Origin of the sequence: Streptomyces pseudovenezuelae, from assembly GCF_029892565.1 — a bacterium.
GTDB classification, from domain to species: Bacteria; Actinomycetota; Actinomycetes; order Streptomycetales; family Streptomycetaceae; genus Streptomyces; species Streptomyces pseudovenezuelae_A.
This window is the reverse complement of the sequence record NZ_JARXVH010000001.1, coordinates 685,349-697,432: the sequence shown is the minus strand read 5'-3', so window position 1 is coordinate 697,432 and position 12,084 is coordinate 685,349. Positions and strand designations below refer to the sequence as shown.

General features: G+C 70.9%; 11 protein-coding genes. 8 read left to right on the top strand and 3 right to left on the bottom strand.

Features of this window, described 5'->3' with window-relative positions; translation table 11 throughout:
* Positions 1–22 precede the first annotated feature (22 nt).
* The 5 genes from M2283_RS03125 (at position 23) to M2283_RS03105 (ending at position 6,800) form a co-directional block, all read left to right on the top strand.
* Entirely contained in the window at positions 23–1,588 is a 1,566-nt protein-coding gene (locus M2283_RS03125) for a PucR family transcriptional regulator (RefSeq protein WP_280874365.1), read from the top strand.
* A 155-nt stretch (positions 1,589–1,743) separates the two neighbouring features.
* The gene (locus M2283_RS03120; RefSeq protein WP_280874364.1) at positions 1,744–2,586 is read left to right on the top strand and encodes a nitrilase-related carbon-nitrogen hydrolase; all 843 of its coding nucleotides are present in this window, start codon (positions 1,744–1,746) and stop codon (positions 2,584–2,586) included.
* A 103-nt stretch (positions 2,587–2,689) separates the two neighbouring features.
* Positions 2,690–4,093 carry a dihydropyrimidinase gene (hydA, locus tag M2283_RS03115; protein ID WP_280874363.1) on the top strand — a complete coding sequence of 468 codons (1,404 nt, stop codon included), beginning with the start codon at positions 2,690–2,692 and terminating at the stop codon, positions 4,091–4,093.
* An 11-nt stretch (positions 4,094–4,104) separates the two neighbouring features.
* The gene (locus M2283_RS03110; RefSeq protein WP_280874362.1) at positions 4,105–5,124 is read left to right on the top strand and encodes a TIGR03842 family LLM class F420-dependent oxidoreductase; all 1,020 of its coding nucleotides are present in this window, start codon (positions 4,105–4,107) and stop codon (positions 5,122–5,124) included.
* A gap of 131 nt (positions 5,125–5,255) precedes the next feature.
* On the top strand, positions 5,256–6,800 hold the full coding sequence (locus M2283_RS03105; protein ID WP_280874361.1) for an NCS1 family nucleobase:cation symporter-1: 1,545 nt from the start codon (positions 5,256–5,258) through the stop codon (positions 6,798–6,800).
* Positions 6,801–6,832: 32 nt separating this feature from the next.
* Here M2283_RS03105 and M2283_RS03100 read toward each other — a convergent pair whose 3' ends face one another.
* The 3 genes from M2283_RS03100 to M2283_RS03090 form a co-directional block, all read right to left on the bottom strand.
* The gene (locus M2283_RS03100) at positions 6,833–7,510 is read right to left on the bottom strand and encodes a hypothetical protein (protein ID WP_280874360.1); all 678 of its coding nucleotides are present in this window, start codon (positions 7,508–7,510) and stop codon (positions 6,833–6,835) included.
* A 143-nt stretch (positions 7,511–7,653) separates the two neighbouring features.
* Positions 7,654–8,277 (bottom strand): class I SAM-dependent methyltransferase, encoded by a 624-nt coding sequence (locus M2283_RS03095; protein ID WP_280874359.1) that lies wholly within the window; start codon positions 8,275–8,277, stop codon positions 7,654–7,656.
* A complete protein-coding gene (locus M2283_RS03090) occupies positions 8,277–9,275 on the bottom strand; it encodes a carboxymuconolactone decarboxylase family protein (protein WP_280874358.1) in 999 nt (332 codons plus the stop codon). Before M2283_RS03090 ends, M2283_RS03095 begins: the two co-directional genes overlap by 1 nt.
* Positions 9,276–9,440: 165 nt before the next feature.
* On the opposite strand from M2283_RS03090, the gene M2283_RS03085 reads away from it, so the two are divergent.
* From M2283_RS03085 to M2283_RS03075, 3 genes are read left to right on the top strand one after another with little or no spacing between them, the layout of a single operon-like run.
* Complete coding sequence (locus M2283_RS03085) at positions 9,441–10,547, top strand: sensor histidine kinase (RefSeq protein ID WP_280874357.1); 1,107 nt, start codon at positions 9,441–9,443, stop codon at positions 10,545–10,547.
* A complete protein-coding gene (locus M2283_RS03080; RefSeq protein ID WP_280874356.1) occupies positions 10,544–11,206 on the top strand; it encodes a response regulator transcription factor in 663 nt (220 codons plus the stop codon). The genes M2283_RS03085 and M2283_RS03080 overlap by 4 nt, the downstream gene beginning before the upstream one ends.
* Positions 11,207–11,246: 40 nt before the next feature.
* Positions 11,247–12,068: a class I SAM-dependent methyltransferase gene (locus M2283_RS03075; protein ID WP_280874355.1), complete on the top strand. Its 822-nt coding sequence runs from the start codon at positions 11,247–11,249 to the stop codon at positions 12,066–12,068.
* Positions 12,069–12,084: the final 16 nt, after the last annotated feature.

The window sequence follows — 12,084 nt, the reverse complement described above, 5'->3', positions numbered from 1 at the left end:
CTGAACAAGGGAACACACCGCCATGACCACCACCTTCGGAACCCTGGAACCCGCCCTGTCGGTGCGCCAGGTACTGACCATGGAACGGGTCCTCGCCGGGGAACCCGAGGTGGTGGCCGGCGCGGCCCAGCTCGACCGGGCCGTGCGCTGGGTACACGTCGCCGAGGCACCCGACGTGGGCGTGATGCTCACCGGCGGCGAGATGGTCCTCACCACCGGCGTGCTGCTGGCCGGCGACGAGGAGAAGCAGGCCGAGTACATCCGCTCACTGCACCGCGCGGAGGCCGCGGCCGTCGTCCTCGGCCTGGGACGCGCCTTCCCGGCACCGCCGGACGTGATGCGCCGGGCCGCCGAGCGGTGCGGACTGCCGATGATCGTGCTCCACCGGCCTTTCCCCTTCGCGGAGTTGACCGAGGAGGTCCAAGCCCGGCTGATACGGCGCAAGTTCGCCGCCGTCAGCCTGTCGGAGTCGGTGCGCACCGCCCTCACCGGGCTCATCACCGCGGACGCACCCCTGCAACGCCTGCTCGACGAGATCGCCTCGCACAGCGCCTGCCCCGTCGTCGTCACCAACCTCGCCCACCGCGTCCTCGCCACCGCGGGGGAGCGGCCGGCCGTGGACGACGTGCTGCGCGACTGGGAACGCATCGCCCGACAGGCCGGCGGCAGCGAGGGCGACGGCTGGATCCGGGCCGAACTCACCGGGCGCGGCGAACGCTGGGGCCAGATCGTGCTGTGCGGATACCGCGGCGACACCACCACCGGCCGCGTGCTCGCCGACCGGGGCGCCGAGGCCCTCGTCCTGCACCGCATGCTCGCCGGCAATTCGGCCCACACCTGGGAGGAGCAGTCCGCGCAGGGCCTGCTGACCGACCTCGTCTCCGGCGTCGTACCGGCCCGGCAGTTGCTGCCCCGCGCGCGGGCCGCCGGACTGCCGGTCAACCGGCGCAACTTCGTGCCCCTGGTCGTGCGCGAGGGCGAGGCCGCCCAACTCGACCGCGTACTGCGGATGCTGGGCCTGCCCGGACTGGTCGCCGAACTCGCGGACGGCGCGACGGCGGTGCTGCTCAGCCTCGCCCGCGACCAGGACGCCGAGGCGCTCACCGGACACTTCGCGGCCCGCCTGCGCAGCGAGTCCGGATCGCTGAAGGCAGTCGTGGCGGCGGCCGACCCGCGCATCGCCTGGGACGACGTGCCGGCCGGACTGCGCGAGGCACAGCACGTCGCCGACGCCGTCGCGGACACCTCGGACGTCCTCGACCTCCCGGCCGTCGTACGCCTCAAGGACGTGCATCTGCGCGGCCTGGTACGGCTGTTGCGCGACGACCCCTACGTCCAGTCGTTCGCGGAGCGGGAGTTGGACGGGCTGCTGTGCGCGGACGACGAGGATCTGCTGTCCGTGCTGCGCACCTACCTCGCCACCGGCCGCAACAAGTCCCGCACCGCCCAGCTCCACCACGTCTCCCGGCCCGCGCTCTACCGCAGGCTGGAGGCGATACAGGGCCGGCTCGGCGTCGACCTCGACGACTTCGAACAAGCCGCCTCGGTGCACATCGCGCTCCTCGCGCATGACGCGCAACAGGGGTGAAACATGCGACGACCTGGGAAAACGGCGGTGAAACATGGGGCGACCACAGCGTGACACGGTGACACGCCGTGCGCCCGCAGACGTGACACCGTGCAACTCAAAGGCTGCTTTCGGACTTCCTAGCCTTCTCGCACACCGAGTGACCGGAGGTCCCGATGAGCAGAGTGATTCGCGCCGCCCTCTTCCAGACCGCGTGGACGGGCGACAAGGAATCGATGATCCAGGTACACGAGCAGGCGGCCCGCGACGCGGCCGCGCAGGGTGCTCAGGTCCTGTGCTTCCAGGAGCTGTTCTACGGACCGTACTTCTGCCAGGTCCAGGACAAGGCGTTCTACGAGTACGCCGAGCAGATCCCGAACGGCCCGATCGTCAAGCGCTTCCAGGCGCTCGCCAAGGAACTGGGCATCGTCCTGATCCTGCCGATGTACGAGGAGGAGCAGCCCGGCGTCCTCTACAACACCGCGGCCGTGATCGACGCGGACGGCTCCTACCTCGGCAAGTACCGCAAGCACCACATCCCGCAGGTGGCCGGCTTCTGGGAGAAGTTCTACTTCCGCCCCGGCAACAGCGGCTGGCCGATCTTCGAGACCGCCGTCGGCAAGATCGGCGTCTACATCTGCTACGACCGCCACTTCCCGGAGGGCTGGCGGGCGTTGGGCCTCGCGGGTGCCGAGATCGTCTTCAACCCCTCGGCGACCTCGCGCGGCCTGTCCGCCTACCTCTGGCAGCTGGAGCAGCCTGCCGCGGCCGTCGCCAACGAGTACTTCGTCGGCGCCATCAACCGGGTCGGTGTCGAGGAGTTGGGCGACAACGACTTCTACGGCACGACGTACTTCGTCGACCCGGAGGCCCAGTTCGTGGGCGAGGTGGCGAGCGACAAGGAGACGGAACTCGTCGTCCGGGACCTGGACTTGGCCAAGCTGCGCGAGGTGCGCGACCGCTGGCAGTTCTACCGCGACCGTCGTCCCGACGCGTACGAGCCGCTGACCGCTCCGTAGCCGACCGCGACCGGCGTGTCCGCCGGTCCGGTGCACGGGGATCGGACCGGCGGCGTCAACCGACCCGCACCACACCAGTGTTGAGCACGGTAGGAGAGGGAGCATGAGCAGCCGTACCGTTATCCGGGGTGGCCTCGTCATCACCGCGTCCGACGAGATCCACGCCGACGTCCTGATCGAGGACGGCCGCATCGCCGCCCTCGCCACCTCCGGCACCCCGGCCGCCGAGGCGTGGACGGCCGAGCGGGTCATAGACGCCACCGGGAAGTACGTCATCCCGGGCGGGGTCGACGCCCACACCCACATGGAGATGCCGTTCGGCGGCACCAAGGCAGCCGACACCTTCGAGACCGGCACCCGGGCGGCCGCCTGGGGCGGTACGACGACCATCGTCGACTTCGCCATCCAGAGCGTCGGCGGCGCCCTGCGCGAGGGCCTCGACGCCTGGCACGCCAAGGCCGAGGGCAACTGCGCCATCGACTACGGCTTCCACATGATCGTCTCCGACGTCAACGAGGACACCCTCAAGGAGATGGACCTGCTGGTGGAGGAGGGCGTCACCTCCTTCAAGCAGTTCATGGCCTACCCGGGCGTCTTCTACAGCGACGACGGCCAGATCCTGCGCGCCATGCAACGCGCCGCCGACAACGGCGGGTTGATCATGATGCACGCCGAGAACGGCATCGCCATCGACGTGCTGGTCGAGCAGGCGCTGGCCCGTGGTGAGACCGACCCCCGCTACCACGGCGAGGTCCGCAAAGCCCTCCTCGAAGCCGAGGCCACCCACCGCGCCATCAAGCTCGCGCAGGTCGCCGGCGCACCGCTCTACGTCGTGCACGTCTCCGCGATGGAAGCGGTCGCCGAGCTGGCCCGGGCGCGCGACGAGGGCCTCCCCGTCTTCGGCGAGACCTGTCCGCAGTACCTGTTCCTGTCGACGGACAACCTCGCCGAGCCCGACTTCGAGGGCGCGAAGTACGTGTGCAGCACGCCCCTTCGCCCCAAGGAGCACCAGGCCAAGCTGTGGCAGGGCCTGCGCACCAACGACCTCCAGGTCGTCTCCACCGACCACTGCCCCTTCTGCTTCGTGGGCCAGAAGGAACTGGGACGCGGGGACTTCTCGAAGATCCCGAACGGCATGCCGGGCGTCGAGAACCGCATGGACCTGCTTCACCAGGGCGTCGTCGACGGGCACATCAGCCGCCGCCGCTGGATCGAGATCGCCTGCGCCTCCCCGGCGCGGATGTTCGGCCTCTATCCGAAGAAGGGCACCATCGCCCCGGGCGCCGACGCCGACGTCGTCATCTACGACCCGCACGCCGAGCAGACCGTCTCCGCCGAGACGCACCACATGAACGTCGACTACTCGGCGTACGAGGGCAAGCGCCTCACCGGCCGGGTCGAGACCGTCCTCTCGCGCGGCGAACTCGTCATCACCGAGCGGGAGTACACCGGGCACGCGGGCCACGGCGTCTACACCCCGCGCTCCACCAGTCAGTACCTCAACTAGGAGTGGCGCACATGGACTTCGGACTCGTCCTGCAGACGGACCCGCCGGCCTCGAAGGTCATCAGCCTGATGAAGCGGGCCGAGCGCAACGGCTTCACCTACGGCTGGACCTTCGACTCCGCCGTGCTCTGGCAGGAGCCGTTCGTGATCTACAGTCAGATCCTGTCGAACACCACGAAGTTGACGGTCGGCCCGATGGTCACCAACCCGGGCACCCGCACCTGGGAGGTCACCGCCTCCACCTTCGCCACCCTCAACGACATGTTCGGCAACCGCACGGTGTGCGGCATCGGCCGTGGCGACTCCGCGATGCGCGTCGCGGGCCGCACGCCCAACACGCTGGCCCGGATCAGCGGCGCCATGAAGGTCATCCGGTCGCTGGCCCGCGGCGAGGAGGCCGACCTCGGCGGCACGGTGGTCAAGTTCCCGTGGATCAAGCCGGGCGCCGAACTTCCCGTATGGATGGCCGCGTACGGCCCCAAGGCCCTGAAGATGACCGGCGAGGAGGCCGACGGTTTCATCCTCCAGCTCGCCGACCTCTACCTCACCGAATACATGGTCAAGGCGGTCAAGGACGCGGCCGTCGCCGCCGGACGCGACCCGTCCGAGGTGAAGATCTGCGTCGCCGCCCCGGCCTATGTCACCGAGGACGACTCGCCCGAGGCGCTCGCCCACGCACGCGACCAGTGCCGCTGGTTCGGCGGAATGGTCGGCAACCACGTCGCCGACCTCGTCTCCAAGTACGGCGAGCACTCCGCCGCCGTTCCCGACGAACTCACGGAGTACATCAAGGCCCGTGAGGGGTACGACTATTCGCACCATGGCCGGGCCGACAACCCCGACACCCAGTTCGTGCCCGACGAGATCGTCGACCGGTTCTGCCTGATCGGCCCGGTCGAGAAGCACATCGAGAAGCTGAACGCCCTGCGCGAGCTGGGCGTCGACCAGTTCGCCGTGTACGACATGCACGACGCGCAGGAGAGCGTGATCGACGCGTACGGGACGAAGGTCATCCCGGCCGTCAACGCCTGACCCACCCCGGTACCGCTCAACTCCCCGTCCCCCCACTCCAGTTCTCCCCCTTCCCCGCCGTCCCGGGGGAGGGGGGCCGGAGCCACCCGCACGGCCTCTCCGGATCCGCCCCTCGTTTGATTGGCCTGCCCATGACCGACACCGCTCCCACGGCCATACCGCCGACCTCTCAAGTCACCCTGGCCGACGGCCGGGTGGAGATCGCCCCTGGTTCGCCGCAGCCCAGCGGCCCCTACGCCAACGAGGACCTGCTGCCGGTCCCGGTGGAGAAGCGCACCTGGACCACGTACAACTTCTCCGCGCTGTGGGTCGGCATGGCCCACAACACGGCCTCCTGGACCCTGGCCTCCGGTCTGATCGCCGTCGGCATGGACTGGAAGCAGGCGGTGTTCACCATCGCCCTGGCCAACCTGATCGTGCTCGTGCCCATGCTGCTCACCGGGCACGCGGGACCGAAGTACGGGATTCCCTTCCCGGTCTTCGCCCGTGCCTCCTTCGGTGTGCGGGGCGCCAACCTGCCCGCTGTCGTACGGGCGTTGGTGGCGTGCGGCTGGTTCGGCATCCAGACCTGGATCGGCGGCGAGGCGATCTACTTCCTCGCCGGGAAGCTGATCGGCGACAACTGGGCGAACGCCTCGCACATCGGCGGCTACGCGTGGACGATGTGGCTGTCGTTCGCGATCTTCTGGGCGATCCAGGTCGCGATCATCTACCGCGGCATGGAGACGATCCGCCGCTTCGAGAACTGGGCGGCGCCCTTCGTCATCGTCGGCGCGGTCGTCATGCTGATCTGGATGAGCAACAAGGCGGGCGGTTTCGGCCCGTTGCTCGACCAGCCCTCCAAGCTCGGCTGGGGCGGCGAGTTCTGGAAGCTGTTCTGGCCCTCGCTGATGGGCATGATCGGCTTCTGGTCCACGCTGTCGCTGAACATCCCCGACTTCACCCGCTACGGCAAGAGCCAGAAGGCGCAGACCTGGGGGCAGGCGCTCGGCTTGCCCACGACCATGACGCTCTTCGCGCTGCTGTCGGTGATGGTCACCTCCGGTTCGCAGGCCGTGTACGGCGAAGCGGTCTGGGACCCGGTCCAGTTGGCCGCGAAGACCGACAACGTGGTGGGCCTGCTCTACGCGTTGGTGACCGTCCTGGTCGCGACCCTGTCCGTGAACATCGCGGCCAACCTGGTCTCCCCGGCCTTCGACTTCTCCAACATCGCGCCCCGGAAGATCAGTTTCCGGGCCGGCGCCCTCGTCACCTGTGTGCTCGGCGTGGTCATCTTCCCGTGGAAGCTGTACTCCGACCCGCAGGGCTACATCTTCACCTGGCTCGGTCTGGTCGGCGGTCTGCTGGGCACGGTGGCCGGCATCCTCATCGCCGACTACTGGATCCTGCGCCGCGGCAAGCTCGACCTCACCGACCTGTACCGCGCGGGCGGCCGTTACTGGTACGACGGCGGCTGGAACTGGCGGGCCGTCGTCGCCTTCCTGGTCGGCGGCATCCTCGCCGTCGGCGGCGCCGACTTCCACCCGCTGATCGACGGCCGGCCCATCCCGGCCCTGTCCTCGCTCGCCGACTACGGCTGGGCCGTGGGCCTGGGCACGTCGATGGTGCTCTACGTGGCGCTGATGCTGTTGCGCGGAAAGGACCCGGAGCCGGAGGCGGTGACCAACGAGGCGTAGGACCGCGGCAGTTGACGGGGCGGTCGGGCCGGCTAGCTGGCCAGGCCGCCCTGCAGCGCGGTGACCGCCTCCTTGGCGGCCTTGATGGCGCCCTTGTTGATCTCGTCGGTGCTCGGGGCCTTCTTCGACTCGAAGTCGCTGCCGTTGTAGGTGATGACCACCAGGGCGTTGGACACCTGGGCCACCACCTCGCCCTCGCGCGTCTGCTGCTTGTCCTCGGTGGTCAGGTTCACCACCGAGTAGGCGGTGTCGCCGAGTCCGGGAACCGCGCCGCCGCCGCTCTTCTCCGTGAGCCGTTCCTTGTACGACTTCTGTGCCGCCGCCTCGGAGCCCATGATCTCGAAGGACACGTCGAGCCAGCGGTAGTCGTAGCCCTTGAGCGCGTTCCACGAGCAGGTCCGGCGGATCTTCGCGTCCGTGGACCTGATCTCCTTGCCGGCCGTCTTGGCGCCGGGCACGAGCGAGGTGATCGTCTTCTTGGCCAGGCTGCCGCAGGGCGCGGGGGAGGCCGCGTACGACTTGGACACGGCGGCCGTCGCGGGCGCGGAGGGTGACTGCGTGCCGGTCTGCCCGCTCTCCTGCTTGTGCTGGGAGTCGGCGGACGACGTGGTGGCGAACGGACCGGACGTCAGCGCCCAGCCCGCCGCGGCCAGCACGACGACCGGGGAAAGTCGCGCGGTCAGAGCGATCGGCAGAGGAAAATCGCGCACGGCACACTTTTCGGTGGGGGACGGTGTGCGGACGGGTCCGCACTGCGGACGGGGGCGCCAGTTTCACACGAGTCCCTGTGAGACGGAAGTGCCAACTCGCTCCGTGCGCGCCCGGTCACGCAGGCCTCACGCCTGACTACCCCTCACCGCGGGCGTTTCGCGGTGACCAGCCAGATATCACCCCGAAGGCGCACGCTTCGACCGGTCTCGTGCGGAACGTCGACGGCGAACGCCGCGTTGTCGCCTCCCCACACCGTCTCCACGGGCACGCCCCTGACCGTGACGTTCTCGTAGTCCCGCAGGTCCGCGCGGATGCGGTCCGGGTCGGAAAGGGGCTCCGGACACACGAACGCCAGTCTCCCGCCCGGCAGTAACGCCCGCGCCAGGTTGGCGAACGCGACCGCCGGGTCGGTGAAGAACATCACGCCGCCGCGGCTGATGACGACGTCGTACCCGGCGCGCGGGAACGGATGCACTTGGGGGTCCGCCTCCATGTACGCGGCATTCCGGATCTTCTCGGCGACCATACGCGCGCGTGCCCGCCGCAGCAGCGGTACGGAGGTGTCGACGCCGACGACATGACCGCGCGCGGCGAGCCGTGCCGCGATCCGGGTCGTGGCCCCGGTGCCGCAGCCGACGTCGAGAACGCGGTCGGCCAACTTGATGCCGGCGCCCGCGAACAGGGCGTCGTTGGCGCCGCCGACGAGGACGTCGTAGCGCTTCTGGCGGGTTTCGGAGGTTTCGGATACTTCAGCCGTTTTGTACATCAGGCCTCCCGGGCGGTGGGCAGGGCGAGTGCGCTCTCGATGCGGTCCACGGCAGCGAACGCGCCGTACGCGATCAGGTGCACCAGGCAGTGGTCGGTGTGCTCCGGTCGCCGCCAGGCCGTCACGTCCGCGTCCGTGATGCGGTACGGCGCGAGCGCGGCCAGCAATGCCAGGCGCGCGCCGGGACGCTCACGGCGGTCGGGGACCCCGGGCAGGGCGAGCGGCGGATGCGAGCCGTCCCAACCACCCACGGTCCGCCGTACGAGGGCCTGGTCGTCGGCGTCGAGCAGGCCCGCGCCCGCCAGCGCGGCCTCGCGCAGGGCGCCGTACGCCGGACCGACCGCGGTACCGGCCGCCCAGGCAGGCCCCGGGGGAGGGGCGTCGAGCAGCGGGAGGGCCGCGCCGGGGACGGCGGTACGGCGTACGGTCCCGGCGAGCGAGCGTCCCGCCAGACTCCGTACCGGTCGCAGTCGCTGCGCGTTGCCCGGCAGCAGCCGCTCGGTCAGCAGGGCCGACACGATCCGGTTGATGAAGTGGAAGGCGAACGCGGTGCCCAGGTAGGCCGGGGCGTGCTCGCGCGGGAACGGGTACGGGTGCAGGTCGGCGCCGGGCACGCGCGTGTGCTCTCCCCAGTGGAGCACACGCGCGTGCGCGTCGTCCTCCGGCCGCTCCCCGCGCGCCAGTTGCTCGGCGAGGGCGTGGTCGCCGGTGGCGTGCAGCAGGACGGTGTGCGCGGCCACGCAGAACGGGCAGCGGTTGGCGCGGGACACCCCGTAGGCGGCCAGCTCCTTGCCGGTGCGGCTGCCCGCTCCGGCGATCAGTGACTCGCGCATCAACGCCCAGGCGGGGGCGAGGAGTTCGGGCGTCGAGGAGAGGACCACGAACGTGGCCGCTCTCTCGATGCCGAAGTCGTGGGCGAGTTGGGCGTACACCTCGGCGACGCGATCGGTCGCCGCCCTGGGCGCCGGCGGTTCGGTGAAGCGGAAGGCTGTGGACATGGAAGGAGCGTGCGCCTCGGAGGCGCTCCCGGTCGTCGTACGGCCGAAGGGTGTTCGCGGGACGCCACCGGGTGTGCCGGGACCGCGGACTACTGCACCGGGAGTAGCCCCAGAGCCGTCCACAGGGCTGACGCCGGTGTCGGTGCGTCCGTCTACTGTGCGGACATGGGGAGTGGGAATCCGGTCGTACGCAGGAACCTTGCCGACGCGGCCCTCGCGGTGGTCGTCGGTGCGCTGGTCGTGATCACGGCCGCCTTCGACGCGGACACCGCGCCCGTCGACTACGCGCTCATCGCCGTGGCCTCGGCCGCCCTGGCGTTCTACCGCACGGCTCCGCGCGCGGTGCTCGCCTTCGCCACGGTCGCCGGCGGGGCGTACGTCGTGCACGCGCACCCCGGCCCGCTGGCCGCCCTGCCCGTCCTCGCCGCCGTGCACACGGCCTCGCGCGCGGGACACCGGGGTTACGCGGCGGGCGCGGGCTTGGCCTTCCTCGCGGCGTACGTCGCCACCGGCCCGACGACCCAGGAGGTGGCCGAGAAGGCCGCGCTGCTCGCGGGCTGGTTCCTGTGCGCCGTGGTCACCGGTCTCGCCGACCGCAACTGGCAGGCGTACCTGCGCCAGACGGAACAGCGCGCCCTGGAGGCGGAACGCACCCGGGAGGAGGCGGCGTTGCGCCGGGCGGGCGAGGAACGACTGCGGATCGCCCGGGAGTTGCACGACTCGCTCACCCACAGCATCTCCATCGTCAAGCTCCAGGCGGGCGTCGCCGTCCACCTGGCCCGCAAGCGCGGCGAGGAGGTGCCGCCCGCCCTGCTCGCCATCCAGGACGCGAGCGGCGAGGCGATGCGCGAACTGCGCGCCACGCTGGAGGTGCTGCGCAGCGACGAACCCACCGGCACGCCCGCGCTGTTGGTGGAGCGGGCCTGCGCGGCCGGCCTCGCCGTCGAGCTCACGGTGACCGGCGAGGAGCGGCCGCTGGCGGCGACGGTCGACCGTGCCGTGTACCGCATCGTCCAGGAGGCGCTGACCAACGCGGCCCGGCACGCGGGCCCGGCCAAGGTGAACGTACAACTCGCCTACGACGAGGACGACTTGACGATACGAGTCGAGGACGACGGCACCGCCGACCCGACCTCCCCGCCGACGCCCGGCGTGGGCCTCACCGGCATGCGCGAGCGCGTCGCGGCCCTCGGCGGCACGCTGGACGCCGCCCCGCGCACGGAGGGCGGCTTCGCGGTGCGGGCCCGGCTGCCGTTGGGGGAGACGGGATGATCAGGGTCGCGCTGATCGACGACCAGGCGCTCATGCGGGCCGGTTTCCGGGCGTTGCTGGAGGCCGAGGACGCCGTCGAGGTGGTCGGCGAGGCGGCGGACGGCGCGCGGGGCCTGGCCCTCGTCCGGGCCCTGGTGCCCGACATCGCGCTGATCGACGTACAGATGCCGGTGATGACGGGCATCGAGACGACCCGCCACATCGCCGCGGACCCCGCCCTCGCGGCCGTACGCGTGGTGATGCTCACCAACTACGGCCTCGACGAGTACGTCTTCGAGGCACTGCGTGCGGGCGCCAGCGGCTTCCTCCTGAAGGACACCGAACCCGCCGACCTGCTCCAGGCCATCGAGGTGGTCGCGCGCGGCGAGGCCCTGCTCTCCCCGGCGGTCACCCGCACCCTCATCGGCGAGTTCGTGTCCCGGCCGCCGGACCGGGCGACGCCTCCCGGCCTCGACCGCCTGACCCGCCGCGAACGCGAGGTGACGGCCCTGGCCGCCCGGGGTCTGACCAACGAGGAGATCGCCGCCCACATGGTCATCAGCCCCTTCACGGTGAAGACCCACATCAGCCGCGCGATGACGAAGCTGGGGGCACGGGACCGGGCCCAACTGGTCGTGTTCGCCTATGAGTCGGGGCTGGTGGTCGCGCGCGGCGCATAATCCTTTGCGCGCGTCGGCGGCAGGTCAGCACGCTGGTGCCATGACGGAGACGACACGCGCACAGGACCCCGCCGTCCGCGAGGAGATCCTCTCCTACTACGCCCGCGGCGAGGAGGACGCCCGCCTCAGACAGGGCGGCGCCGGACGGCTTGAGTTCTGGCGCACACAGGACGTACTGCGACGGATCCTGCCCGCGGCTCCCGCGCGCGTGCTCGACGTCGGCGGCGGCAGCGGAGTGCACGCCGAGTGGCTCGCCCGGGACGGGTACGAGGTCGAACTCGTCGACCCCGTACCGCTGCACGTCGAGCAGGCCGCCCAACTGCCCGGAGTGACGGCCAGGTCAGGGGACGCGCGGTCGCTGCCCGTGGCCGACGCCGACCACGACGCGGTGCTGCTGCTCGGCCCGCTGTACCACCTGCCCGAACGGGCCGAGCGGGTACGGGCGTTGGTCGAGGCGCACCGGGCGGTCCGCCCCGGCGGGCCGGTGGTCGCGGCCACCATCAACCGGTTCGCGGGCCTGCACGACCTGCTCCACCAGGAGCTGTACTTCGACCCCGCGCAGCGCGCCCGCACCGACGAGGAGGGCGATCACGGCCGGCACGGACCCGAGGGCGGCCTCTTCACCACCGCCTACTTCGCCCAACCCACCGAAGTCCCCGGCGAGTTCACCGACGCGGGCCTCGTCCCGGAGGGGCAGTACGGCCTGGAGGGCGTCGCCTGGCTGATGGGCGGCCTCGACGCGTGGCTCGACGACCCCGACCGCCGGGAGGCCGTCCTGGCGGCCACCCGGCGCATCGAGTCCGAACCGACCCTGATCGGCACGAGCGGGCACGTGCTCACGGTGGGCAGACGGCGCTCGTGACGGACCGGTCGGAGGC